17 protein-coding genes are annotated in these 25869 nt (G+C 59.5%); 10 read left to right on the top strand and 7 right to left on the bottom strand.

The genetic code is table 11. The features are described from left to right. The first annotated feature begins 6 nt into the window (after positions 1-6). Together ACIONG_RS25020 and ACIONG_RS25015 are read left to right on the top strand one after the other, a co-directional pair. On the top strand, positions 7-2037 hold the full coding sequence (locus ACIONG_RS25020; protein WP_103303174.1) for a methyl-accepting chemotaxis protein: 2031 nt from the start codon (positions 7-9) through the stop codon (positions 2035-2037). 319 nt (positions 2038-2356) lie between these two features. Then, on the top strand, positions 2357-2746 hold the full coding sequence (locus tag ACIONG_RS25015; protein ID WP_103303173.1) for a hypothetical protein: 390 nt from the start codon (positions 2357-2359) through the stop codon (positions 2744-2746). On the opposite strand, the gene ACIONG_RS25010 is transcribed toward ACIONG_RS25015, so the two are convergent. Together ACIONG_RS25010 and cra are read right to left on the bottom strand one after the other, a co-directional pair. Then, complete coding sequence (locus ACIONG_RS25010; protein ID WP_401303352.1) at positions 2747-3523, bottom strand: TatD family hydrolase; 777 nt, start codon at positions 3521-3523, stop codon at positions 2747-2749. It abuts the gene before it with no gap. A gap of 3 nt (positions 3524-3526) precedes the next feature. Next, the gene (gene cra, locus ACIONG_RS25005; RefSeq protein WP_401303350.1) at positions 3527-4522 is read right to left on the bottom strand and encodes a catabolite repressor/activator; all 996 of its coding nucleotides are present in this window, start codon (positions 4520-4522) and stop codon (positions 3527-3529) included. A gap of 307 nt (positions 4523-4829) precedes the next feature. On the opposite strand from cra, the gene ptsP reads away from it, so the two are divergent. The 4 genes from ptsP to ACIONG_RS24985 all read left to right on the top strand — a co-directional run bounded on the left by ptsP (position 4830) and on the right by ACIONG_RS24985 (position 12094). Continuing rightward, positions 4830-7691, top strand: a complete 2862-nt coding sequence (gene ptsP, locus ACIONG_RS25000; RefSeq protein ID WP_401303348.1) for a phosphoenolpyruvate--protein phosphotransferase — start codon at positions 4830-4832, stop codon at positions 7689-7691. Then, complete coding sequence (gene pfkB, locus ACIONG_RS24995) at positions 7691-8632, top strand: 1-phosphofructokinase (RefSeq protein ID WP_401303346.1); 942 nt, start codon at positions 7691-7693, stop codon at positions 8630-8632. The genes ptsP and pfkB overlap by 1 nt, the downstream gene beginning before the upstream one ends. 11 nt (positions 8633-8643) lie before the next feature. Next, complete coding sequence (locus ACIONG_RS24990) at positions 8644-10377, top strand: PTS fructose-like transporter subunit IIB (protein WP_401303345.1); 1734 nt, start codon at positions 8644-8646, stop codon at positions 10375-10377. Positions 10378-10552: 175 nt separating this feature from the next. Further along, complete coding sequence (locus tag ACIONG_RS24985; RefSeq protein ID WP_401303343.1) at positions 10553-12094, top strand: alkaline phosphatase D family protein; 1542 nt, start codon at positions 10553-10555, stop codon at positions 12092-12094. Positions 12095-12369: 275 nt separating this feature from the next. Here the strand turns inward: ACIONG_RS24985 and ACIONG_RS24980 are convergent, their stop codons facing one another. From ACIONG_RS24980 to ACIONG_RS24970, 3 genes are all read right to left on the bottom strand, one after another. After that, positions 12370-12738 carry an endonuclease domain-containing protein gene (locus tag ACIONG_RS24980; protein ID WP_401303341.1) on the bottom strand — a complete coding sequence of 123 codons (369 nt, stop codon included), beginning with the start codon at positions 12736-12738 and terminating at the stop codon, positions 12370-12372. A gap of 283 nt (positions 12739-13021) precedes the next feature. Beyond that, positions 13022-15550 carry a PepSY domain-containing protein gene (locus ACIONG_RS24975; RefSeq protein ID WP_401303363.1) on the bottom strand — a complete coding sequence of 843 codons (2529 nt, stop codon included), beginning with the start codon at positions 15548-15550 and terminating at the stop codon, positions 13022-13024. A gap of 235 nt (positions 15551-15785) precedes the next feature. Next, positions 15786-18113: a TonB-dependent receptor gene (locus ACIONG_RS24970; protein ID WP_401303339.1), complete on the bottom strand. Its 2328-nt coding sequence runs from the start codon at positions 18111-18113 to the stop codon at positions 15786-15788. A 207-nt stretch (positions 18114-18320) separates the two neighbouring features. Here ACIONG_RS24970 and ACIONG_RS24965 point away from each other — a divergent pair, with 207 nt between their 5' ends. The 4 genes from ACIONG_RS24965 to ACIONG_RS24950 all read left to right on the top strand — a co-directional run bounded on the left by ACIONG_RS24965 (position 18321) and on the right by ACIONG_RS24950 (position 23119). Beyond that, positions 18321-19001 carry a Fe2+-dependent dioxygenase gene (locus ACIONG_RS24965; RefSeq protein ID WP_213027536.1) on the top strand — a complete coding sequence of 227 codons (681 nt, stop codon included), beginning with the start codon at positions 18321-18323 and terminating at the stop codon, positions 18999-19001. After that, on the top strand, positions 18998-19753 hold the full coding sequence (locus tag ACIONG_RS24960) for a tetratricopeptide repeat protein (RefSeq protein WP_401303337.1): 756 nt from the start codon (positions 18998-19000) through the stop codon (positions 19751-19753). The genes ACIONG_RS24965 and ACIONG_RS24960 overlap by 4 nt, the downstream gene beginning before the upstream one ends. Before the next feature lie 225 nt (positions 19754-19978). Next, positions 19979-22195, top strand: coding sequence for an alpha-xenorhabdolysin family binary toxin subunit A (locus ACIONG_RS24955; RefSeq protein ID WP_103303162.1), 2217 nt, complete (start codon positions 19979-19981; stop codon positions 22193-22195). Positions 22196-22240: 45 nt separating this feature from the next. Next, a complete protein-coding gene (locus ACIONG_RS24950) occupies positions 22241-23119 on the top strand; it encodes a hypothetical protein (RefSeq protein WP_401303334.1) in 879 nt (292 codons plus the stop codon). Between the two features lie 42 nt (positions 23120-23161). On the opposite strand, the gene ACIONG_RS24945 is transcribed toward ACIONG_RS24950, so the two are convergent. Together ACIONG_RS24945 and ACIONG_RS24940 are read right to left on the bottom strand one after the other, a co-directional pair. Continuing rightward, positions 23162-24325 (bottom strand): type III PLP-dependent enzyme, encoded by a 1164-nt coding sequence (locus ACIONG_RS24945; protein ID WP_007915304.1) that lies wholly within the window; start codon positions 24323-24325, stop codon positions 23162-23164. Positions 24326-24972: 647 nt separating this feature from the next. Further along, positions 24973-25869, bottom strand: an 897-nt coding sequence (locus ACIONG_RS24940) for an ATP-binding cassette domain-containing protein (protein WP_401303332.1), incomplete at its 5' end; no start/stop codon positions are given.

Here is a 25869-nt window from a genome sequence, read left to right as displayed (position 1 = left end):
CTTCCAGTGAAGAGCTTGCTCTATCCCGCCGTCTCGCTGATGAACCGTCTGAGCTTCGGCATGAAGTTCAGCCTGATCAGCGTGCTGTTCCTGGTGCCGATGCTGGTGACCAATTTCTACCTGGTGCGCGATTCCTACCGCGAATTCCAGGGCACCCGCGTCGAGCTGCAAAGCCTCGACCTGCTCGGGAGCAGCCTGACCCTGCGCCGGGATCTGGAGACGCTGAACAATCTGGTGCAGATCAACGTCACCCTCGGCCAGTCCGGCAAGGCCGGCAATGTCGAAGCGCAGATCAGCAGCCTTGAACAAGCCGTGCTCACACGTCTGCAAGGGTTAGTGGCAATGACCGACGATCCGGAACAGATCAAGGTGTTCGACGGCAAACGCGATGAAATGATTGCCGCGTTCAAAGCACAGCAAGCGGAAAACTCCCTGCAAAGCAAAAGCGCGCTGATCGGCAAGCTGCTCGCCAGTGCGCAGATTTTCAGTCAGATCATCACCAGTCAGGCCGGTCTGAGCCGCGACAATCAAGGCGACATTCGTCAGCTCAGCGAACTGGTGACCCTGATTACGCCGACGGTGACGCAAACCCTCGGCGAAGGCCGGGCCATGGGCTCGTATTCGTTGGGGCAGGGCTTTCTCAACAGTTCGTCGAGCACACGTTTTGATGAGTTGCTGGTGCAGATCGAAAAACTGCAGGCCGAATACGGTCTGAAATTGCAGGACGCCCTCGGCTCCAGCAAAGCCGCGCGCGAATCCCTCAGCGCTGCGGCCGACACCAGCAAGGCCTCACTGAAACAGGCCAGCGAATTGTTCGAAGAACAAGTGGTGATGGCCGACACGCTCGATGCACCGTGGCAGGCGTTTTATGATCAGGTCACCGGGCTGATGGACAAGACCTACCAGCTCAACGAAGCCACCCTGAAGTTCCTCGACACTCAACTGCAGCAACGACTGGCGCAGAACCGCACGCACATGGTCTTGCAGGCTGCGGCGCTGTCGGTGGTGTTCGTGCTGATTTTCTATCTCTACGGCGGTTTCTACGCCTCGACCCGCACCACGCTCAAACGTCTTGGCGCGATGATGGACAAAGTTGCGGCAGGCGACATGACGGTCAATTTCAAAGCCAACAGCCGCGATGAATTGGGTGAGTTGGGCGAGGTGTTCAACGGCACGGTGAGGAAGATTCACGATTTGATCGAACGGGTCGGCCATACCGTCAGCGAAGTCGAGCGTCAGGCCGGGCAAGTTGAAAATGTCTCGGCGCAAAGCAATCAGGCGGTGGCCGGCCAGCGTACGCAAATCGAGCAAGTGGCCACCGCGATGAATCAGATGTCGGCGACCTCACTGGAAGTGGCGCGCAGTGCTGCTGCGGCGGTGAGCAGTGCCCACAGTGTGAATGACGAGACCATCAGCGGGCGGGGCCTGGTGGAGTCGCAGCAGGGCAGCATCGCTGCGCTGGCCAGCGAAATCGATCAGTCGGTGTTGGTGATCAACCAGCTCGCCAGCGACAGCCAGTCGATCAGCCGCGTACTGGAAGTGATCAAGAGCATCGCCGAACAGACCAATCTGCTGGCGCTCAACGCCGCGATCGAGGCGGCCCGGGCGGGTGAGCAGGGGCGCGGTTTTGCGGTGGTGGCGGATGAAGTGCGCACCCTGGCCAAGCGCACGCAGCAATCGACCGAAGAGATCGAACAGATGATCGCCAAGCTTCATGGCGGCGTCGGCGCGGCGGTGAAAGCCATGGGCGTCAGCCATCAGATGGCCAGCGGCACGGTCGGGCAATCGGAAAAGGTCCAGCAGGCACTGGAAAACATCCTCGGTGCCGTAGGCATGATCGTCGACCAGAACCAGCAGATTGCCGCCGCCGTCGAGCAGCAAACGGCGGTGGCCCATGACATCGACCAGAACATCGTCGAGATCAACCGCGCCGGTGAACGCACGGCGCAAGGCGCACACCAGACCGAAGACGCCAGTCGGGCGTTGTCGGCGCAGGTGGTGGAGCTGAAACAGCTGATCAGCGCGTTCCGGGTCTAGGCTTTACACAAATTCCTTGTAGGAATGAGCCTTTATGGTGAGGGGATTTATCCCCGATGGGGCGCGAAGCGCCCCCAATGCCTGAGTTAGAGATTTATCAAACATGTCGTCGATTTTTTGGGGCCGCTGCGCAGCCCATCGGGGATAAATCCCCTCGCCACAAAGATTCCCTCCGCAAGCGGCAGGGCGTTATCAGAAACTCTTGTAATACTTTTCCACTTTGAGTCGTAGGCCGAATCCTGTTTTTCTCCCAGCGCTGGCGTTCCGTCATCAATGAGCCAGTATTCCGGTTCATCTGATCGCGTAGAGGAGGCCACTCATGTCCGTTGCAACCTTGGGAATCCAGGGCCGCTGTGCCCATTGCGAGCAGACGCTGGTGCTCAAACCCTGGCAACTCAACGCTATCGCGATCCATGAATCGTTCACCTGCGAGCACTGTCAGCAAGCCTTGGAGCTGCGTTGTCCCAAGCAGATCAAACGCTTCAAGTCGCTCGATTCACTGGCGTTGTTGCGCTTCAGCGCTTCGATGACGGTGTGCACCGCGTTGCTGGTGGCGCTGGTGATGGAATGGCTGGGGCTGCTGAGCGTCACCGAACAGTTGAACGCCTCGCTGATCACGATTTTCGTGTACTTCGTGGTCGTTCGTTATGCGCGCCAACGTCAACACATAACGCTGATTCTCGAGGCTGCCAAGGCTCACGCCGATTGACTACCAGCCAAACACTGCGCAGCTGTTGGCGGTGCTGGTGGCGGCCAGATGTTCGGGGCTTACGTTCAGGATTTGCGCCAGCGCCGCGCAGATCGCCGGCAGGTGCGCGGGGCTGTTGCGCTGGCCGGGGAACATGGCGGGCGCCATGTCCGGTGAGTCGGTTTCCAGCACAATCGAATCCAGCGGCAAATCCGCCAGGACCCGATGCATGCGCAACGCCTGCGGCCAGGTCGGCGCACCACCCAGGCCAAGTTTGAAACCGAGTTTGATGTACTCGCGCGCCTCTTCACGGCTGCCGGCAAACGCATGGATGATCCCGGCGCGTTTGAGCTTGAAGCGCTTGAGCGTGGCAATCACCGCCGCGTGACTGCGCCGTACATGGATCAGCGCCGGCAAATTGAAATCCGCCGCCAGTTGCAACTGCGCTTCGAACAGCGCCTGTTGCCGCTCGCGGTCGAGGGTTTCGATGAAGTAGTCCAGACCGATTTCGCCCACCGCACACAACTGTCGATGACCGCGCAATCGCGTCAGCCAGTCGCCGAGGGCCTGCAAGTCTTCGGGGTGATGCTGTTCGAGATAGACCGGGTGCAAACCGAACGCTGCGTACAAGTCAGCGTCGCTCTGCACCAGATCCCATACCCGCTGCCAGTTACCCTCGTACACCCCCAACACCACCATCCGCCGCACCCCGAGGGCGCGGCTTTCGCCGAGCAACGCCGAGCGGTCGGCGTCGAAGTCGGGGAAGTCCAGGTGAGTGTGGCTGTCGATCAGCTCCACGCTTCAGTCCCGGTGAATACGTTGTTTGAAGGTGCGCGCAATGGCTCGCACGCCAGGCTGGTAATCCGATTGCTCGACGGCGGCCAGCGCCAGTTCCAGCGCCTTGTCGGCGATCAATTGGTGCTGCTGGGCCATGGCGTTGACCGGTAGCGGCAGGAAATCCAGCAATTGCGTGTCACCGAAGGTGCCAAGGCGCAGCGGACGGGATTTCAGCGGGAAGTCATGCAATGCGTCGAACACGCCCTGCAGCAGCACGTAGGAGGTGGTCACCAGCGCATCCGGTAAATGCCCCAGACGTTGCAGGAGTTCTTCCATCAATTGCTTGCCGCACTCGCGACTGAACGATTCGGCGTGCTCGACCAGCACTTCGCCTTTGAAATCGCCCAGCGCTTCTTTGAAGCCGGCCGCACGTTCCTGGCTGATGCTCAATTCCGGGCGAGCGCCGAGCAGGACGATCTGCTTGAGCTGCGGATCGAGCAGGCTCTGGGTCAGGTGCAGGCTGGCCTCGCGGTCGTCGCTGATCACCGAGCAAAAATGCTCGGGTTCCATGACCCGGTCGATGGCGATGATCGGCAGGCCCTTGGCCTGCAACTGGCGGTAGCTGTCATCCCCGGCCGGCAGGCAACTGGCAACGATCAGCGCATCGCAGCGGCGCGCCTTGAACAATTGCAGCAATTGGCGCTCGCTGTCCGGCGCATCGTCTGAGCTGGCGATCAGCAGTTGATAACCACGTGCCCGCGCGCCTTGTTCGAGCAGTTTGGCGATCCGCGCGTAACTGGGGTTTTCCAGGTCCGGCAAAATGAAGCCCAGCGTGCGCGTGTGCCGACTGCGCAGCCCGGCCGCTTGTGGATTGGGCGTAAAGCCATGCAGATCAACCACCGCGCGCACGCGCTCGACGGTCGCGTTACTGATGCGTTGCTGTTCGGCCTTGCCGTTGATGACGTAGCTGGCGGTGGTCACGGACACTCCGGCCAACCGCGCGATATCACTGAGTTTCAACCCGGGATTTCCTTGTTGTTTCGAGCATGCCGCGAGATTTTCGCCAATCCTACCCGATTAGGGCAGACGACTTATTGCCTACGCGCATCCGACAAGTTGGACTTCAAGGATGGGACATTATCGAGTAACGTGCCGATCAATCTAGATTAAACGTTTCAGCAAGCGTATTTTCTACGTTTTAGACGCCTTTGGCCGGTTCTGCCGTGAAACCGCCAAAACTGCCCCTGAAAAGGATGGCCCAGAGCGCCTAAGCTGCAAACCATTCAAAACAATACCTGGCTCTTTGAAGGGCCAAAAAGGAGATCGCATGCTCGAGCTCACTATAGAGCAGATATCCATGGGCCAATCGGCTGTGGATAAATCCGCTGCCCTGCAATTGCTGGCCAATCACCTGGTGGCCGATGGACTGGTCGCTGATGGTTACCTTGCCGGATTGCAGGCGCGCGAGGCCCAGGGCTCGACCTTTCTCGGTCAAGGTATTGCCATTCCCCACGGTACGCCCGAGACCCGCGATCAAGTATTCGCCACTGGCGTGCGCCTGATGCAGTTTCCCGAGGGCGTGGATTGGGGCGATGGCCAGATCGTTTATCTGGCGATCGGGATTGCGGCCAAATCCGATGAACACCTTCGTCTCTTGCAACTGCTGACCCGGGCCCTCGGCGAGACCGATCTCGGTCAGGCCCTGCGCCGCGCCAGTTCGCCCGAAGCACTGCTGAAACTGCTGCAAGGCGCGCCGCAGGAATTGGCGCTGGATGCGCAGATGATCGGCCTCGGTGTTTCGGCTGATGATTTCGAAGAACTGGTCTGGCGCGGCGCGCGCCTGCTGCGTCAGGCCGATTGTGTGAGCAACGGCTTTGCCGGCGTATTGCAGCAAGTCGAAGCGCTGCCGCTGGGCGATGGTTTGTGGTGGCTGCACAGCGAGCAAACGGTGAAGCGTCCGGGCCTGGCTTTCGTCACCCCGGACAAACCGATGCGTTACCTCGGCCAGCCGCTGAGCGGCTTGTTCTGCCTCGCCAGCCTCGGCGAAGCGCATCAGGCGTTGCTCGAGCGTCTGTGCGCGTTGCTCATCGAAGGTCGCGGCCACGAATTGGGCCGCGCCACCAGCAGCCGTAAAGTCCTCGAAGTGCTCGGTGGTGAGTTGCCCGCCGACTGGCCGAGCGCCCGCATCGCGCTGGCCAACGCTCACGGTCTGCACGCACGCCCGGCGAAGATCCTCGCGCAACTGGCGAAGAGCTTTGACGGCGAAATCCGCGTACGCATCGTCGACAGCCAGGACAGCGCCGTGTCGGTGAAGAGCCTGAGTAAACTGCTCAGCCTCGGCGCCCGTCGTGGTCAGGTGCTGGAGTTGATCGCCGAACCGAGCATCGCCGCCGACGCATTGCCCGCGTTGCTCGCCGCCATCGAGGAAGGCCTCGGCGAAGAAGTCGAGTCCCTGCCAGCCGTCAGTCAGCAACGCGAAGTGATCGCCGACATCGCCGAAGTGGTGATCGCGCCGGCGTCCGGCAGCCTGCTGCAAGCGATTCCCGCCGCCCCCGGCATTGCCATCGGCCCGGCGCACATTCAAGTGCAGCAAACCATCGAATACCCGTTGCGCGGCGAATCTGCGGCCATCGAGCGCGAGCGTCTCAAGCAAGCCTTGGCCGATGTGCGTGCGGACATCCAGGGCCTGATCGAACGCAGCAAGGCCAAAGCCATCCGCGAGATTTTCATCACCCACCAGGAAATGCTCGACGACCCGGAACTGACCGATGAAGTCGACACGCGCCTCAAGCAGGGCGAAAGCGCTGAAGCGGCGTGGATGGCGGTGATCGAAGCGGCAGCGAAGCAGCAGGAATCCTTGCAGGATGCCTTGCTCGCCGAGCGTGCGGCGGACCTGCGCGACATCGGTCGCCGGGTGCTGGCGCAACTGTGTGGCGTGCAAACCCCGAGTGAACCGGAGCAGCCGTACATTCTGGTGATGGACGAAGTCGGCCCGTCCGACGTCGCACGGCTCGATCCGGCGCGGGTGGCGGGGATTCTTACCGCTCGCGGCGGGGCCACGGCACACAGTGCAATCGTCGCCCGTGCTCTCGGCATTCCGGCGCTGGTCGGGGCTGGCGCAGCGGTGCTGCTGCTGGCGCCGGGCACGCCGTTGCTGCTCGACGGCCAGCGTGGTCGCCTGCACGTCGATGCTGATGCGGCAACGCTGCAACGCGCCGCCGAAGAACGCGACACCCGCGAGCAGCGCCTCAAGGCTGCTGCCGAACAACGCCATCAACCGGCGCACACCACTGACGGCCACGCTGTCGAAGTGTTCGCCAATATCGGCGAAAGCGCCGGGGTGATCAGCGCAGTGGAGCAGGGCGCCGAAGGTATCGGCCTGTTGCGTACCGAACTGATTTTCATGGCCCACCCGCAAGCGCCGGACGAAGCAACGCAGGAGGCCGAATACCGCCGCGTCCTCGATGGCCTCGCCGGGCGTCCGTTGGTGGTGCGCACGCTGGATGTCGGCGGCGACAAACCGCTGCCGTATTGGCCGATCGCCAAGGAAGAAAACCCGTTTCTCGGCGTACGCGGTATTCGCCTGACCTTGCAGCGTCCGCAGATCATGGAAGCGCAATTGCGCGCCTTGCTGCGTGCGGCCGACAACCGTCCGCTGCGGATCATGTTTCCGATGGTCGGCAGCGTCGAGGAGTGGCGTCAGGCCCGCGACATGACTGAACGTCTGCGTCTGGAAATCCCGGTCGCCGACCTGCAACTCGGCATCATGATCGAAGTGCCGTCCGCCGCTCTGTTGGCGCCGGTGCTGGCAAAAGAAGTCGATTTCTTCAGCGTTGGCACCAACGACCTGACCCAATACACCCTGGCCATCGACCGTGGTCATCCGACCCTGTCGGCGCAGGCTGATGGCTTGCATCCAGCGGTGCTGCAACTGATCGACATCACCGTGCGCGCCGCGCATGCCCATGGCAAATGGGTCGGTGTCTGCGGCGAGCTGGCGGCAGATCCACTGGCGGTGCCGGTGCTGGTCGGCCTCGGTGTCGATGAACTCAGCGTGTCGGGCCGCAGCGTTGCTGAAGTGAAGGCACGCATACGCGAACTCAGCCTTACCCAGGCGCAAACCCTTGCTCAACAAGCCCTCAGCGTGGGCAGCGCCAACGAAGTGCGTGCATTAGTGGAGGCCCTGTAATGGCCAAGATTCTCACCCTGACCCTCAACCCGGCGCTGGACCTCACGGTCGAGCTGTCACGCCTGGAGGCCGGTCAGGTCAACCGCAGCGACGAGATGCACACCCACGCCGCCGGCAAGGGCGTGAACGTCGCGCAGGTGCTGGCCGATCTCGGGCATCAACTGACGGTCAGTGGTTTTCTCGGCGAGGACAACCTGCAAGCGTTCGAAACCCTGTTTGCCAAACGCGGCTTTGTCGACGCGTTCATCCGCGTGCCGGGCGAGACGCGCAGCAACATCAAAGTCGCCGAGCGCGACGGCCGTATCACCGACATCAACGGTCCGGGTCCGGTGGTCGATGCCGCCGCGCAGCAGGCATTGCTTGAGCGTCTGGTGCAGATCGCGCCGGGTCATGACGCGGTGGTGGTCGCCGGCAGTTTGCCGCGCGGCGTCACGGCGCAGTGGTTGCGCGAACTGATTGAGCGACTGAATCAGCTCGGTCTGAAAGTCGCCCTCGACTCCAGCGGCGAAGCCTTGCGCGCCGCGTTGCAGGCCAGTCCGTGGCTGATCAAACCGAATACCGAAGAACTCGCCGATGCCCTCGGTTGCGAGGTGGTTTCTCACGCGGCCGAGGCGCAGGCAGCGGCGCGTTTGCATGCGCAAGGCATCGAACATGTAGTGATTTCCCACGGCGCCGATGGGGTCAACTGGTTCAGCGTCGGTTCGGCACTGCATGCCACGCCACCGAAAGTCAGCGTCGCCAGCACAGTGGGTGCCGGTGACTCGTTGCTGGCCGGCATGCTGCACGGTTTGCTCAGCGTCGACACGCCTGAGCAAACCCTGCGTACGGCCACCGCAATCGCGGCAATGGCGGTCACGCAGATCGGTTTTGGCATCAACGACAGCGCGCAACTGGCGCAGCTCGAACAGGGCGTGCGCGTGCGCCCCCTGACAGAACAATAAGAGGGTTTGTCATGAAGTTAGCCATTGTTACGGCGTGCCCGAACGGCATGGTCACCAGTGTGCTGTGCGCGCGTTTACTGGATGCGGCGGCTCAGCGTCAGGGCTGGAGCACCAGCGTTGAAGTGGTCGACGCGGCGCACCCGGAACGTGAATTGTCGGCGGCGACCATCGAAGCGGCGGAGTGGGTGTTGCTGGTGGCCACCGGTGACGTCGACATGACGCGTTTTATTGGTAAACGCGTCTTTCAAATTGCTCCGGCGCAAGCCCTGCAAGATGTTGAAGCGGTGCTGCGACGTGGTGCCGAAGAAGCCGAGGTTTATGTCGCCAGCGAAGCCGTTCCCGCTGCCGTTGCGCAGCGTGCCCCACGCATTGTCGCGATCACCGCATGCCCCACCGGAGTCGCCCATACCTTCATGGCGGCCGAGGCGTTGCAGCAAACCGCCAAGCGTCTCGGTTATGACTTGCAGGTCGAAACCCAAGGCTCGGTCGGTGCGAAAACCCCGTTGAGCGCGATGGCAATTGCCGAGGCTGACGTGGTGCTGCTGGCAGCGGATATTGAAGTTGCCACCGAGCGTTTTGCCGGCAAGAAAATCTACCGTTGTGGCACCGGCATCGCATTGAAGCAGTCGGAAGCCACGCTGAAAAAAGCCCTCGCCGAAGGTCAGGTGGAGAGCGCCGCGAGTGACGGCAAGAACCCCGCCAAACAAGAGAAAACCGGTGTCTACAAACACCTGCTGACCGGCGTTTCGTTCATGCTGCCGATGGTGGTGGCGGGCGGTTTGATGATCGCGCTGTCGTTTGTGTTCGGCATCACCGCGTTCAAAGAGCAAGGCACGCTGGCGGCTGCATTGATGCAGATCGGCGGGGAAACCGCGTTCAAGTTGATGGTGCCGCTGCTGGCCGGTTACATCGCCTACTCGATTGCCGACCGCCCAGGTCTGGCGCCGGGGATGATTGGCGGTTTGTTGGCGAGCACGTTGGGGGCCGGGTTTATCGGCGGCATTGTGGCTGGTTTCATCGCCGGTTATGCGGCCAAGGCGATCAGTCGATACGTCGCATTGCCGCAAAGTCTTGAGGCGCTGAAGCCGATTCTGATCATTCCGCTGTTCGCCAGTCTGTTTACCGGTCTGGTGATGATTTACGTGGTCGGCAAACCGGTCGCGGGCATGCTCGCAGCGCTCACGCATTTCCTCGACAGCATGGGTACCACCAACGCGATTCTGCTGGGGATCGTGCTCGGCGGCATGATGTGCGTCGACCTCGGTGGGCCGATCAACAAAGCCGCGTATGCGTTCTCGGTGGGGCTGCTGGCCTCGCAGAGTTATGCACCGATGGCGGCGACGATGGCCGCAGGCATGGTGCCGCCGATTGGTCTGGGTATCGCGACGTTTATTGCGCGACGCAAGTTTGCTCAGACTGAGCGCGAGGCCGGCAAAGCGGCGCTGGTGCTGGGGCTGTGCTTTATCTCCGAAGGCGCGATTCCGTTTGCCGCCAAAGATCCGCTGCGGGTGATTCCGGCGAGCATTGCCGGTGGTGCATTGACCGGGGCTTTGTCGATGTACTTCGGCTGCAAACTGATGGCGCCGCACGGTGGTCTGTTTGTGCTGGCGATTCCGAATGCGATCAATCACGCGCTGCTGTATCTGCTGGCGATTGTCGCGGGGAGTTTGTTGACGGCCGTCGTATATGCAACGGTCAAACGGCCTGAGGCCGTCGAGTTGGCGCTGGAACCCGCGAAGGCCTGACTGACAACACAAATCCCCTGTGGGAGCGAGCCTGCTCGCGAATGCAATCTGCCAGCGACATGTAGGTTGACTGGCACACCGCTTTCGCGAGCAGGCTCGCTCCCACAATGGTTAGTGGTGTCATGGCGAGTTCATACAGCCGTGCTTTAGTTTTCCTTTTCTCAGGGAGAACAGCATGAGCGATTTCAATCTCGGTCGCCGTCGGGTCATGCAAGCCGTTGGCGCCGGGCTGCTGATGCCCGGGCTGGCGCCGGCGGTGATCGCCTCGGTCAAGGACCGGCCGCAACTCACCGATGGCGTACAGTCCGGCGACCTGCAAGGCGACCGGACGATGATCTGGAGCCGCAGCGATCGTCCCGCACGGATGGTGGTCGAGTGGGACACCCGCAGTCAGTTTCGCAACCCACGTCGGGTGATCTCGGCGCTCGCCGATGCCCACAGTGATTTCACCGCTCGCGTCGAACTCACCGGGCTGCCCGCCGATCAGGCGATTTTCTATCGCGTGTATTTCAAGGACGCCCGCACGGGTGTCGCCAGCGAACCGTGGCTCGGCCATTTGCGCAGCGCCCCGACGGCGCGGCGCAATATCCGTTTCGTCTGGAGCGGCGACACCGTCGGCCAGGGCTTCGGCATCAACCCGGACATTGGCGGCATGCGCATCTACGAAGCCATGCGCCTGCGCCTGCCGGACTTCTTTATCCACAGCGGCGACACCATCTACGCCGACGGCCCGGTGCCGGCACAACTGACCACTGAGGGTGGCCGTGTGTGGCGCAACCTCACCACAGAAGCCAAGAGCAAAGTCGCCCAGACCCTCGACGACTATCGTGGCAATTATCGCTACAACCTGATGGACGAAAACATCCGCCGTTTCAACGCCGAAGTGCCGCAGATCTGGCAGTGGGACGACCATGAAGTGGTCAACAACTGGTCGCCCGGCAAGCAACTGGATGAGCGCTATCAGGAAAAAGATATCCACACCCTGGTTGGCCGCGCACGAAAAGCCTGGCTGGAATATTCGCCGATGCGTTTGCAGGCCGCCGACGGTGGCGGGCGGATTTATCGCAAGGTGAATTATGGGCCGATGCTCGATGTGTTCGTGCTCGACATGCGCAGTTATCGCGGGGCGAACGACGACAACCTCGGCGCGGCGAAACCGTTTCTGGGGCGCGAACAACTGGACTGGCTCAAGCGCGGATTGAAGAAGTCGAAAGCCCAATGGAAAGTGATCGCCGCCGATATGCCGATTGGTCTAGGCGTGCCGGATGGCGAGGTGAGTCCGGGTGTGGCGCGTTGGGAGGCGGTGGCCAACGGTGATCCGGGGCCGGCTCAGGGACGTGAACTGGAGATCGCTGAACTGCTCGGATTCCTGCGTGCGCAGCAGGTGCGCAATTTCGTCTTTCTCACGGCAGACGTGCATTACTGCGCGGCGCATCACTATCACCCGGATCGTGCGGCGTTTCAGGATTTCGAACCGTTTTGGGAGTTTGTTGCGGGGCCGTTGAATGCCGGGAGTTTCGGGCCTAACCCGTTGGACAAGACCTTCGGGCCGGAGGTCGTGTTCGAGAAGGCGCCGCCGACACAAAACGCTTCGCCGTTTGCCGGGTTTCAGTTTTTTGGCGAGGTGAATATTGAAGGGCAGAGCGGGGAGATGAGTGTGGTGTTGCGGGATTTGAATGGGGTGGCGGTGTTTGAGCGGAAGCTGCAGCCGGTTTGATTTTTCAAGATCAAAAACCCCTCACCCCAGCCCTCTCCCAGAGGGAGAGGGGGCCGACCGCATTGTCTTGAGTCATACGCCGACCTCAAAGACCGAGTTGATTATGGATCTGACACTGCGAGTGAGCGGTGATTATGGATCTGGCACTGCGATTGAATGGCGTTGATGGATTTGGCGCTACGAGCGAATGGCGATTATGGATTCGGCACAGCGCTTTCAGGTCGGCGTAACTCTCCAGCATCCCCCAATCAGTCCCCTCTCCCTCCGGGAGAGGGTTAGGGTGAGGGGCTTTTCCGATCTGCCGCAATTCGAATGATCTGCTCCAGTACATCCCCCATCTGCTGAAGCACCTCCAGATTGCTAAACCGCACAACCTCAATGCCCTGGCGTTGAAGGAATAGCGTCCGCCGCCGGTCGTGAATCACAGCCGCCGTTTCATAGTGCTGACCGCCGTCCAGTTCGATCGCCAACTTCAACTCAACACAATAAAAATCCAGAACATACGGCGGACAGGGAAACTGCCGGCGGAATTTCAGATTGGCGATCTGGCGCGAGCGCAGTCTTTGCCAGAGCAGGTGTTCGCAGTCGGTTTGGTGAGTGCGTAAGTGGCGGGCGAATTGAGCGAGGGTAGGGCGGTTTTGCATGCTTCACGATCCTTGTGAAGTGGCTGGAAATTTCACTGTAGCTCACACCCCTCACCCCGGCCCTCCCGAAACGTCGGACCGCCCGGGGGGAGAGGGGGCCTACGGAGTTGTTTCAGGTTGTACATCGACCTGAAAGACCGAGTCGATTATGGATTCGGCACAGCGCTCTAATATCGACGTTGGATTCAGCACAGCGTTTTCAGGTCGACGTAACTCTGTAGCATCCCCCAATCAGTACCCTCTCCCTCGGGAGAGGTTTAGGGTGAGGGGCTCTTCGGCATTTTCAGTAAACATCGCGGCGATAACGGCCCTGCTCAATCAGGCTTTCTACCTCAGCAGCACCAAGGATCTCATTGAGCACCTGATCAACCCCGGAAGCCATCCCCTGAAGGCTGCCGCAGATATAGATCACGGCACCGTCCGCCAGCCATTTCTTCAACTCCGCAGCCGATTCCCGCAAGCGATCCTGCACATAAACCTTCTCCGTCTGATCCCGCGAAAACGCCAGATCCAGCCGCGCCAGATCTCCGTTGATCAACCACTCCTCCAGCTCCGCACGGCAAAGGAAATCGTACTCGCGATTGCGTTCGCCAAACAGCAACCACTGGCGTTGCTGACCGTCGGCAATCCGCGCCTTGAGCAGACTGCGCAACCCGGCCAGACCCGTGCCGTTACCGATCAGAATCATCGGCACTGGCTGATTCGGCAGGTGGAAACCGCTGTTGCGCCGCACCCGTAAACTGATGCTGCCGCCCACCGGCGCATGCTCGGTCAGCCAGCCGGAGCCGATGCCGAGGCTGCCGTCGGAGTGCTGTTCCTGACGCACGATCAACTCCAGCACGCCGTCGGCGGCAATCGAGGCGATCGAGTATTCGCGCATGGCCAGCGGCACCATCGCATCGACCAGCGCCTGCGCATGCAGACCGACCAGATGGGCGCGATGCTCGGGCAGTTGGCGCGAGGCGAGTGCCACTTCCAGCGGTTCGTCGAGGCCGTTTATTTTCACCAGGGTTTCGCCACGAATACCGAGGCCGTCGAGGAAGTGTTCGATCACCCACGGGCAGTTGCGCGGCAGCACTTCCACCAGATCACCGGCCAGCCAGCTGCTGGTGCTCGGAGCGCTGAGGCCCAGCAGATATACCGGCGAACCGCTGCTGTCCGGGTTCATCAGCTCACGGCGCAGCAGGGTCCAGTTGTCATAGCTCGGCGCTTGCCAGGTGTCGACCGGCGCTTGCCCGGTGAGCAGGCCGAGCTGGGTTTGCCAGTGACGCAGGGCGTACGGATCGCCGCTGTCGACTTCCACCGGGGCGAACAGGGTCTTGCCACCGTGTTCGCTCAGCCACTGATGCAGGCGATGGGCGAAACCACAGAAGTGCTGATACTGACGATCACCCAGCCCGAGCACGGCGTAATTCAAGCTGTCGAGAGCGGCGGCCTTGCCCAGCACCTTGCGCTCGAAACCACGGGCGCTGTCCGGTGCCTGACCGTCACCAAAAGTGCTGACCACAAACAGCGCGTTGTTCGATTCGCGCAGATCCTGCTCGCTGACATTGGCCAGCGGCTGCACTTTCACCGGCAACCCGGCGGCCTGCAATTGGCCGGCGGTCTGCCACGCCAGCTGCTCGGCGAAACCGCTTTGGCTGGCGAAGCCGATCAGCCATGCCGGCGCATCACCGGCCGGTTCTTGCAGACCTTTGCGCGCATCCTTGATCTGCTTTTTCTTGCGGCGACGATCAAGGTACAGCAGCCATCCGGTGATGAAGAACAGCGGCATGCACACCGCCGCGAGGGTGATGATGATGCGCCCGACGAGGCCGAAATAGCTGCCGACGTGCAACGCATAAATGCTGGTCAGCAGTTGCGCCTTGAAGCTCTTGTCGGCATAGCGATCGACGCGTTTGACGATGCCGGTGGCCGGGTCGAGGGTGATCTGGTTCAGGGCGCGATCATGCGGTGAGCTGTCTAGCAGATAGAACACCGTCGCCGGTTGACCGGCCACCGCCGGCATGCGGATGTTGTAGGCGGCCAGACCCGGGCCGGCAGCGCTGTAGATGCTGCTCCACATCGCCGCGTAGTCGGCCGTCGGCGCAGGGCCTTCTGGCGCCGGCCCGCGACCGCCGCGCACGCGCTCGTTTTGCGGCGCGTCGGACAGCAATTTTGTCAGGCCTTTGTTGTACCACTCGTACGACCACGACAACCCGGTCAGCGCCAGCAGCAGATAGACCAACAGGCACCAGGTGCCCGCCACCGAGTGCAGATCCCAGTTGAAGGCGCGGCCCTTTTTCCGCCAGTCCAGGGTCAGCCACACGCGCCAGCTGTTCCACTGGCGCGGCCAGCGCAAATACAGACCGGAGAGGCAGAAGAACAACAGGATCAGGGTGCAGGCGCCGGTGATGTTGCGCCCGGTGTCGCCCATGGCGAGGAAGCGGTGCAGTTGCAGCATCAGGCCGAAGAAATCCTGGCCGACGGCGTCGCCCATGAACTCGCCGGTGTACGGATCGAAGTAACGCATTTCGCCACGGCGCTCGCCTTTGGGCGGGGTGAAATACACGCGTGCCGCGTTGCCGCTGTCGGTTTCGACCCAGAGCATCGAGACTTTCTTCGCCGAAGTGGCTTCGATGCGCTCCACCAGTTCAACGGGCGGCAGGACGCCAGCGACTTGTTTTTCCACCTGCAGCACTGAAGGGTTCAGCGCCCGCAGGATCTCGTCCTGAAACGAATAGGCCGCGCCGGTGATGCCCATCAAGGCCAGCACCAGGCCGGCGGTGATGCCAAAAAACCAGTGCAACTGGAACAGGGTTTTCTTCAACACGTCACTCGCCGTCCATTCGGAAATTGTCTTCACGGCGCGCATTATGCCGTGGGTTATCGAGAGCTTCTTTGATTACGCACAAAAGCCCCGTTCAACTGAGTGAACGGGGCCTCGCCTTACGGCGCATTCCCTGTAGGAGTGGGCCTGCTCGCGATAGCGGCGTGTCATCCAATCAACTTGCTGACTGACACAACCCCATCGCGAGCAGGCTCACTCCTACAGTTTCCAATATCGCTTAGAAGTGGAAGTTGGTGCTCAACAGTGCCGTACGGCCCGCCGCCTGGTTGGCGAAATGGGTCGAGAAGGCTTTGTCGTAGTAGGTTTCGTTGGTCAGGTTCTGCACGTTGAGTTGCAGGTCGACGTTCTTGCTCAGCTTGTAGGCCGCCATCGCGTCGTAACGCACGTACGAATCGACCATGGTGGTGTTGGCCACGTTGCCGAATACGTCGTCGACGTAGAAGGCGCCGCCACCGATGGTCAGCTTCGGCGTGAGCTGGTAAGTGGTCCACAGGCTGGCGCTGTTTTTCGGCGTGTTAGGCAGTTCGTTACCGTTGTTGGCCTTGTTGGCCGGCAGGTCACCACCGTCAACCTGTTCGCTGTCCATGAACGCGTAACCGGCGAACACTTGCCACTTGTCGGTGATCTTGCCGCTGGCTGACAGCTCGATACCTTGTACACGGGTCTTGCCGGCGTTTTCGTACGAGGTGGTGTCGACTTGCACACGAGCGTTTTCTTTCTCGGTGCGGAAGATGTCCGCAGTCAGCGACAGGCGATCATTGAGCAGATCCCATTTGGTGCCGATTTCGTAGTTCTTGGTGGTTTCCGGCTCCATGTCGCTGCTCAACAGGTTGCCGCTGCGATCCGGGGTGCCGCCCAATGGGTTGCCTTCCTGACCTTCGCCCAAGGTGTTGCCCGGTGGCGTGGCGGAGGTGGCATAGGAGGCGTAGATGCTGCCGTTTTCCGCAGGCTTGTAGACGACGCCGAACTGACCGGTGACGAACTCGCTGGTGTCATCACCCTTGGACGTGGTGGCGCCGGCAGCGTTGTAGGTCTTGTAATCGGTGTCGAAGTGGTCGTAACGCAGACCCATGTTCACCAGCCATTGCTCGTTCAACTCCAGGGTGTCGAACACATACAGCGCGTAAGTGTTGGCCTTGGTGTCGGTGCCGGCGTAGTTGCGCGAGATCGCGCCGTTCCACGGATCGTTCGGGTTCGGATTGGACAGCGAGGTGCAGTTGTAGCCGCTCGACGCGCCGATCATCGACGGGGTGCAATTGCTGCTCGACGCGACGTTGGTGGTGCGCGGCGTGGTGTCGGTGTTGACGTTGTACGAAGACTTCTGGCTTTCCTCACGGGTGTATTCGACACCGGTGGAGAAGCTGTTCTTGAAGCCGGCGACGTAGAAGTTACCGAACAGGTCAGTCTGGTTGGTGGTGGTCTCGGTGTTGCTCACCCGAGTATTCGCCCGGCGCCAGAGGCTGCCATTGTTGACGTTGCCCTTGCTGTCGTCCGGCTGGGTCAGGATGTAATCCTGCATGCTGGTGCCGTGGCGCAGGGTGTTCTTGATCGTCAGCGAGTCGCTCAAATCGTGCTCGATGGCGAAGGTCGCGGTGTCGGTGCGGCCCTTGCGGAAGTCGCGATCCAGACCGTAGAAATTGCTGTGGTCACCGCCGGCGTACGGCTTGTCCGGGTTGGACTTGGTGCGTGCAGCCGAACCGCCGGCCGGGATGGTGTAAGGGATGCCCGAATCCGGAGTATCGTTGCTTTCCAGATGGTAGTAATCGAGGTTGACGCGGGTGTCGGTGCCCAGGCCGAACGCCAGCGACGGCGCGATGCCCCAGCGGTCGTAATCGACTTTGTCGCGACCGGCGACGTTGCTTTCGTGGCTCATCAGGTTCAGACGGCCAGCGGCGGTGTCGCTGAACTGGTAGTTGCCGTCGAGGGTGTAGCGCTGGGTCTGATCGGAACCCCAGGTGAAACCACCGTCGAACGAGTTGCCCAGGTGTGCTTTCTTGCTCACCAGGTTGATGCTGCCGCCCGCTGCGCCGCGACCACCGATGGCGGAGTTCGGGCCCTTGCTGACTTCGATGTTCTCTACGGCGAAGATCTCGCGGCTCTGCGAACCGGTGTCGCGCACGCCGTCCAGGTAAGTGTCGCCCTGAGCGTCGAAGCCACGGATGAACGGACGGTCGCCCTGCGGGTTGCCGCCTTCACCGGCACCGAAGGTGATGCCCGGCACGGTGCGCAGCGCGTCCTGCATGTTCAGGGCGCCAGTGTCTTTGAGGACTTGTTGCGGAATAACGGTGACCGCGCGCGGCGTGTCGACCAGCGGCGCGGTGTACTTGGGCGAGGAGGCTTTCTCGACCTGGTAGGACGTCGAGTCCTGCGCTTCGCCGGTGATGGCGGTAGCGTCCAGGGCGATGGCATTGCCGGAAGCTTTGCTGTCGGTCTTTTCGGCGGCGAACACCATGTGGCCGGCGGAGCCAGCGGTGATAGCCACGCCGATTGCAGAGGCGAGCAGACGTGGTGAACTGACCGGTAATTGTGCGTGTTGACGTGCCATTTTTATTCCCCTCCCCAAGGATTTGAGGCGGCGGAATATAGGGTAAACAGGTATTCGTATCAATTGCGAAACATTGTTATTCGCACTGAATTTACATTCTTTACAATTTATCCTTACGGTTTTTGCCAGTTCATTCGTCTTGCGGGTTGTACACAGCCAATAAGAATCAATACCATTGCCGCCTCTTTGCCATCAGGTGACATTGCCATGCTGCTGCACATTCCCGCTCTGTTTGAAAAAGACGAAGTGCAGCGCATTCGCCTGGCGCTGGAGCAGACCGATTGGGCCGATGGCAAGATCACCGCTGGCTATCAATCGGCTAAGGCCAAGCACAATCTGCAACTGCCTGAAGGTCATCCGCTGGCCAAGGAAATCGGCGCGGCGATGCTGGAGCGGCTGTGGAAAAATCCGCTGTTCATGTCCGCCGCGCTGCCGCACAAAGTGTTCCCGCCGTTAGTGAACTGCTACACGGCGGGGGGCAGTTTCGATTTCCATATCGACAATGCGGTGCGCCAACCCAAAGGCAGCATCGAGCGCGTGCGCACGGATTTGTCGGCCACGCTGTTTTTCAGTGAGCCTGAGGATTACGACGGCGGCGAACTGGAAATCCACGATACCTACGGCACGCAACGGGTGAAGCTGCCGGCCGGCGACATGGTGCTGTACCCCGGCACCAGCCTGCACAAGGTCAATGCGGTCACTCGCGGTGCGCGTTATGCGTCGTTTTTCTGGACGCAAAGCCTGGTGCGCGAAGACAGCCAGCGCGCGTTGCTGTTCGAAATGGACGGCGCGATTCAACAGCTCACCCAGGACATGCCTGATCACCCGTCGCTGATTCGCCTGACCGGTACGTATCACAATCTGCTGCGCCGCTGGGTCGAGGTATGAGTTTTCAACTGCGCCGCGAAGAAATCCTCGACGCCTCGGGGCTGGCAGCGATGCTTGAGGAAAGTCCGGCTCGCGCGGCGCAGGCGATTCTGCTGGCGGCGGGCGAGGGTGAGGTAGAAGCGCAGGCGTTGCTCGGACAGATCCTGCTCGATGGCCGAGGCATTGCGCAGGATCCACCACTGGCCCTGCGCTGGTTCGGCATCGCGGCCGGGCGCGGGCATTTGATGGCGCGCAACATGCTCGGCCGTTGTCATGAGCAGGGTTGGGGTTGTGTGGCTGATGCTTCGGTGGCGGCCTCGCATTATCGGATCGCCGCCGAGTCGGGGCTGGACTGGGCGATGTATAACCTGGCCAATCTGCTGGCGACCGGGCGCGGTGTTGCGGTGGATCAGCGTCAGGCGTTGGCGTTATATCGACGTGCGGCTGAAGCAGGTCACGCCAAATCGATGAATCTGCTCGGCCGCTACCTGGAAGAAGGTCAGTTCTGTCCACAAGATCGGGCAACCGCGCGAGACTGGTATCGGCGCTCCGCCGAGGGCGGGGATTTTCGCGGGCAGTTCAGCCATGCGGCGGTACTGGCGGACGCGGGGCATGTCGAAGAAGCACTTGGCTGGCTGCGCAAGGCGCTGGCCGGGGGTAACGTGAACTTCTTGCGGGTCGCCAGTGAATCATTGATGAATACGCAGCACCCGCAGTTTCGTGAACTTGCAGATGCCTACCGATTGCGCTTGAACGAGCTGGTTGCCTTGTAAGGGTTGAACTAGGTTATTGGCTTTGAATGTTGTTGTTTGTACTTGTTGAAGTTAGTGTTTTTCTCTCCGTTGTCTTGAATTCTAATATTTTAGAACTTGTTGTTCTTCCTTCTGATGCTCTAGGTTCTGTTTGTCGATGGCTATAAGCAAGTTGGATTAATTATCTCGCTGGCATCGTCTGCAAACTAAATCAAACCATTATCCGAAGAAGACAAGGAGTCTTTCATGGAGTCGAAGATCGACAGCAAGATTGTCGAGGCTGCCGCCAAAGCGCCTCAAATATTTGTCAATGCATCGCTGGGAGAGGGTGAGGAATATAACCGGGGTACCGGTATCCAGTTGACCAAAGAGCAAATTATCAGTTTAAGGAAGTATGAAGTTCTTGGGCTTTCATTGCCCGTCCGGATTCAGGATGTCATTTCCTATCTGAACTACGGTGCCGGTGATGTCGGTGGCGTAGGCCTCAAGCCTGCGGACTTTCTGCGTACATTCACAATGACGTATGACCATGCCAGGCGCTGGTCGCCATTGCGTGAGCAAATCATGCTCACGGGTACCGACCTGAAGATTTTTGCCGGCAGCATCCTGCGCACGGGCCGGGGCATCGTCGAGATCTATGATGATCTGAAAGCCTCGAGGTATCTGGAAGAGCACGATATCACCACGCCGGAGCAGTACCTGGCGCTCAAGCGACAGATCCCCGATCTTCCTGCTCTCACTTTGTCGGCTGACGATGTTCCGGACATCAAGGGCTACCTCAACGACATGCTGGCAAAAGTCAGGCAGTGCCACCAGAAAGCCGAGCGAGTCCGCGCTGAACTCGACAGCTTTGGCATTGATATGCGCGAGAAAGTATTGCCGGAAATCCGGCTGCGTATGGAGTTTGTGCTGAAGAATACCTATCAAGCGGACATTAAATTGCTGCAGAACGACATCGATCAGCGCTCGAAAGAGATCGATGGGCTCAACAAGCAATATGATCAACTTGTGCAGGAAGCCATCAAGTCTGCCGCGACCCTGAATATCGGTGGCTTGATTCTGGGTATTTATCAGGGCGTAAAAGCTGAGTCGATCCGCAAGGAACGGAACATGCTGAAAGAAGAGCAACAGCTTGCCAATCAGAAGATGGCCAGTAAAAGCCAGACGCTGAAGTCGTTGAACAAAGTTCGCGATGACTTGCAAAACCTGACTTATGTGGCGATTGAAGCTGAAGTGGCGACTCAGAACCTGATGCTGGTATGGAATGCGCTCAGTACTTACGTCAGTGCATCCGCCAAAGAAGTTGATCAACTTCAGGAGGCCACCTCCCTGCGAAGGTTCAAAAACCAGATTGTTGGCATTATCGAACCTTGGGAACAAATCAAATCAAGTTCCGATCAGCTCCTGGGCGTGTTTGCCGCGGCTGAAAAAGAGTATGGAAGCAACTTTCAAACATTCAGGAGTAAAAAGGTCATGTTATCGATGCGCAATAATTCCAGCAGTCAGGATTTCAATGTAGTGGCCTTGCGTGTTCATGCCGCAGCGGTTCAGGAAAGCAACACCACGGCGCAAATGCTGTTTGAACAGTTCAATTATTTGCCTGGCACTGTCCGCACCATGAATGAGCTGGCGGTGGCTATCCAGAAAACGACGTTTGATATGCGTAACCAGTCCCAGGCCAATATCATCCACCTGGAACGTGCCCAGACCAAATTGAAGGGTTATCAGGCTGAACTTGCTTATCCAGAGGATGCCGATGAGGTTCGAGAGGACATGGAGGGCGAGCTCAAGTTGGTTTTCAAAAAAATCGCCGAGTGCGCCGAAGATCTGAAGAGTACCCGCAATGGCATGAACACCGCTTATGACCGGGAAACTTCGCAGGAATGGATTGCGACACTGCAACAGGACCTGGACGCTACGCGAACGCTGAAAATCAAAGCTGAAGAGAAAGTGACCGCTCTGGGAGCAGAGATGAAATCGGTGGCCGAAGGCATCGACTTGATCACTAAAGCCGGTGTGGAGAAGATCGGCAAGGAAGCGAAGTTATCCCTGGACAGTCTGAAAGCTCTGGGTATGGCACCGCCGCAGGTTGCCGTTGCACTGCTGGCGATCGACACCCTGAAAAAAATCGTCTCCGGCATCGGTGAATCGATTTCGTTCCTGAACATGTTGGCGGGTTACAACAGGCTCAAGGACAAAGCGGCAGACTTGCGCGCGCAAGTGAAGAAATACGCAAATGACATCGCCCAGACTGAGGGGAAAATTCAACTGGTCGAGGTTCTCGACCAGTTGGATGACGGGCGCTGGAGCTATGTGAACGAGTTTTCGAATCTGGTGGCCGGGTTCGAGTCCTTCAGCCGCGATTTCAGGCAGGACAAGGCAGTGCCGGTCGAGGCGCGAGCTGCTGATGCGGTTGCCCGGATCAGCGACGTGGTCAAGTACCTGAAGGCTGTTCAACAGTAAGGAGTCGGGGCGGTGGGCAATGCGCCCATCGCCTCCTGAATAGCCATGAATAGACTTGCCTATGAATTTTCCGACGCACAGCGGCTCGTGCTGGATCGCTACACGGCGTATCTAGGGTCGGTTCCACAGACCTTCAACAATATTCCCCTGGTATTTGAACGTCGCAGAGCCAGCGGTCATGTAGCTACGGTACTGGCTGGCGATTCGCGCCTGAACAGCGTGCCGTTCAATGAGCGTTGTTTGCGAGACTTCCGGGGACGCATCAACGAAGCACAACGCCGGTGCAGAGGTTATGTTGCGGATCTCACCACGTTTATCAGCGAATCCCTGGAAATAAGCAGGCGTACTTCAAGGAATGAACCCATCAATCAGGTGGATTTCAGGTTGTACAGTTTGTCCCGATCAAAAACCTGGAAGTTGTTTCCGCCAACGGATTTGCCGCATCTGATTCACGAGTTGACGCTTCGATTCTACGAACTCGGATCAGAGGCAGGACAACTCAAATATACAATCGCCGAAGTGCATGAGACTTCGTTCGGGCTGGGATCGGTTTGTTTCAGGGCAATGGATCATCGTTCCTGCCAGTGTCATAGCCTGCCGACCGTTATCCAGGAGTTGTTTCGCGACGCTCGTACTGCGCCGGCTTGGGACATCGCCTATTCTTCAGCCGATCCCGTGGTGCGCGCCGCCGAATACAAGAAGGGTGTTGCCGATTTGTTTAACGGATTAGGGGCCGTGGCCGCGCAAGTCAGCGTATTTATCGAGGAGTTACGATTACGCATAGACACTGCAATTTATGAGCTGTTACGGGCAGAGCGTGTGTGGAAGCTCGGGGAATTGAATTTCCATCTGGCTGCCGCGAAAGAGGAGGCTGACGAATCTCTCGCGATGATCAGCCATCTCGATACCTGGTTGAGCGAATAAAAAAGGCCCATGAATGCATGGGCCTTTTCATTTGACGACGCTTTACACGTAGAACGATTTCAGCGGCGGGAAGCCATTGAACTCAACGGCGCTATAGCTGGTGGTGTACGCACCGGTCGACAACCAGTACAGACGATCACCAATTGCCAGATTCAGCGGCAGGCCGTACTTGTAGTTCTCGTACATGATGTCGGCGCTGTCGCAGGTCGGGCCGGCGATCACGACTTCTTCCATCTCGCCTTTCTTCTCGGTCCAGATCGGGAACTTGATCGCTTCGTCCATGGTTTCGATCAGGCCGGAGAACTTGCCCACATCGGTGTACACCCAACGCTCGACGGCGGTGCGGGATTTACGTGCAACCAGCACCACTTCGCTGACCAGAATGCCGGCGTTGGCGATCAACGAACGACCCGGCTCCAGAATGATTTCCGGCAGGTCATCACCGAAATCTTCTTTGAGGAAGCGGATGATCTCTTCGGCGTAGGTTTCCAGGCTGTTGGTGCGGGTGATGTAGTTGGCCGGGAAGCCGCCGCCCATGTTGATCAGCTTCAGGTGAATGCCGTCTTCTTCTTTCAAACGCTCGAAGATCACTTTGACCTTGGCAATCGCCGCGTCCCAGACGCTGATATCGCGCTGTTGCGAGCCGACGTGGAACGAGATGCCGTAAGGCACCAGGCCGAGGTCGCGGGCGAGAATCAGCAGGTCCATGGCCATGTCGGTCTGGCAGCCGAATTTGCGCGACAGTGGCCAGTCAGCGGTGGTCGAGCCTTCGGTGAGGATGCGCACATAGACTTTCGAACCCGGCGCAGCCTTGGCGATGTTGCGCAGGTCGGCTTCGGAGTCGGTGGAGAACAGACGCACGCCCTTCTCATAGAAGTAGCGGATGTCCTTGGATTTCTTGATGGTGTTGCCGTAGCTGATACGGTCCGGGCTGACGCCGCGATCCATCACCTTGTCCAGCTCATAGATAGAGGCGATGTCGAAGCTCGAACCTTTCTCTTTGAGCAGGTCGATGATCTCGACGGCCGGGTTGGCCTTGACCGCGTAGTAGACCTTGGCGAATTCGAAACCGGCGCGCAGGTCATCGTAGGCCTGAGCGATCATCGCGGTGTCGATCACCACGAACGGGGTTTCCTGTTTGTCGGCGAACGCCTTCATTTTGTCGAATGTAGCGCGCGCGAAATAGTCTTCGACCTGGATCGACATACTTGGGAACTCCTACTGGCAAACGTTAATAATCAATGGGTGCAAATGAACGCCCTCCGTATCCCCACTTTGGTTCGCCTACTTCCCAAGGCATGTCGCCGAAAGCAAAAAGGCCATGGGCTATCTGCCCTTGGCCTTGCTGTCTCGTCGTCAGTACTTGAGCCGGATGGATCGTTTCCAGCATGGACGTTCGGCGCGAACTTTAGGGCGTGAGGGGCCTGAGATCAACTAAAAATGTCGCGTTTTTGCACGCTTCTGACGTGCGTCGCGTTCATCACTCTTTGTAGCCGACCGAGATGACGGGCAGATGTTCCCCGGGAATTTTCGAGTGTTAAACATACCTGCACGTTCGCAGCTTTTGTCGGCTAAGTCGTGGGTAAGTGTGATAGGCGCAACATCGGCGACGTTGCCCGCGAGAGGTGGGTGTGTGGGGGATTTTGCCTATTGAATAAGGTAGCCGAGACGAGCTGCCTGGTTATCAGGTGTTGAGATTCTTTTCCGCCTTGTGAATGACTTGGTAACACCCCCGATCCTGTAGGAGTGAGCCTGCTCGCGATGACTTTTTTTCAGCCGACATCTTCATTGACTGATATTGCGCTATCGCGAGCAGGCTCACTCCTACAGGGTTTTGCGTTTTTACCGATTAATCAGGCGACGACTGCCTCTGCCGGCGAAACGATACTGGTCTTCATCCCCCGCGAACGCCCCGAGCTCAGATAAGCCGCAATCGACTCCTGCGTCACCTCACCGAGGAATACCCGCTCGGCATCCATGACCGGCAGCCACGAACGGTTGAACTCGTACATGCGCGACAACAGGATGCGCAAATGCTCGTCATACGCCGCCGTGGCGTTGAACTCACGCAGGTACTGCGCGCAGGTGCCGGTCTGGCGGTGCAGGTCGCGACGACGCACGTAACCCAGCGCCTTGTTCTCGGCACAGGTGACCACCACGTAACGACGGTCATGCTCGTCCATCAACTCCAGCGCATCGGCCACCGGGGTTTCCGGGCTTACCGACGGCGCGTTATCCGCCGCGTCTTCAGCCTTGACCAACAACAAACGTTTCAACGTGCTGTCCTGGCCGACGAAGTTGCTGACAAAGTCGTCCGCCGGATGCGCGAGCAGGGTGTCCGGGTGATCGATCTGCAACAGTTTGCCGGCACGGAAGATCGCAATCTTGTCACCGAGTTTGATCGCCTCGTCGATGTCGTGGCTGACCATGATCACGGTCTTGTTCAGCGCCCGTTGCATCTCGAAGAACTCGTTCTGGATCATCTCGCGGTTGATCGGGTCGACCGCGCCGAATGGTTCGTCCATCAGCAACAGCGGGGCATCCGCCGCCAGTGCGCGGATTACGCCGATGCGCTGTTGCTGGCCGCCGGACAATTCACGCGGATAACGATGCAGATACTGCTTGGGCTCCAGCTTGATCATGCTCATCAGTTCGCGGGCGCGGTCGTGGCATTTCTGTTTGTCCCAGCCGAGCAGTTTTGGCACGACGACGATGTTCTCTTCGATGGTCATGTTCGGGAACAGGCCGAT

Source organism: Pseudomonas sp. NPDC087817 (assembly GCF_044742875.1).
Lineage (GTDB): Bacteria > Pseudomonadota > Gammaproteobacteria > Pseudomonadales > Pseudomonadaceae > Aquipseudomonas.
This window is presented reverse-complemented; position numbering and strand designations above follow the sequence as displayed.

What these genes read in the sequence shown, in the direction of transcription:
- ACIONG_RS24965 (WP_213027536.1), top strand. Translation starts at nt 18,321, where the DNA reads ATGCTGCTGCACATTCCCGCTCTGTTTGAAAAAGACGAAGTGCAGCGC.
- ACIONG_RS24960 (WP_401303337.1), top strand. Translation starts at nt 18,998, where the DNA reads ATGAGTTTTCAACTGCGCCGCGAAGAAATCCTCGACGCCTCGGGGCTG.
- ptsP (WP_401303348.1), top strand. Translation starts at nt 4,830, where the DNA reads ATGCTCGAGCTCACTATAGAGCAGATATCCATGGGCCAATCGGCTGTG.
- ACIONG_RS24980 (WP_401303341.1), bottom strand. Translation starts at nt 12,738, where the DNA reads ATGCAAAACCGCCCTACCCTCGCTCAATTCGCCCGCCACTTACGCACT.
- pfkB (WP_401303346.1), top strand. Translation starts at nt 7,691, where the DNA reads ATGGCCAAGATTCTCACCCTGACCCTCAACCCGGCGCTGGACCTCACG.
- ACIONG_RS25015 (WP_103303173.1), top strand. Translation starts at nt 2,357, where the DNA reads ATGTCCGTTGCAACCTTGGGAATCCAGGGCCGCTGTGCCCATTGCGAG.
- ACIONG_RS24990 (WP_401303345.1), top strand. Translation starts at nt 8,644, where the DNA reads ATGAAGTTAGCCATTGTTACGGCGTGCCCGAACGGCATGGTCACCAGT.
- ACIONG_RS24955 (WP_103303162.1), top strand. Translation starts at nt 19,979, where the DNA reads ATGGAGTCGAAGATCGACAGCAAGATTGTCGAGGCTGCCGCCAAAGCG.
- ACIONG_RS24950 (WP_401303334.1), top strand. Translation starts at nt 22,241, where the DNA reads ATGAATAGACTTGCCTATGAATTTTCCGACGCACAGCGGCTCGTGCTG.
- ACIONG_RS24970 (WP_401303339.1), bottom strand. Translation starts at nt 18,113, where the DNA reads ATGGCACGTCAACACGCACAATTACCGGTCAGTTCACCACGTCTGCTC.
- ACIONG_RS24985 (WP_401303343.1), top strand. Translation starts at nt 10,553, where the DNA reads ATGAGCGATTTCAATCTCGGTCGCCGTCGGGTCATGCAAGCCGTTGGC.
- ACIONG_RS24945 (WP_007915304.1), bottom strand. Translation starts at nt 24,325, where the DNA reads ATGTCGATCCAGGTCGAAGACTATTTCGCGCGCGCTACATTCGACAAA.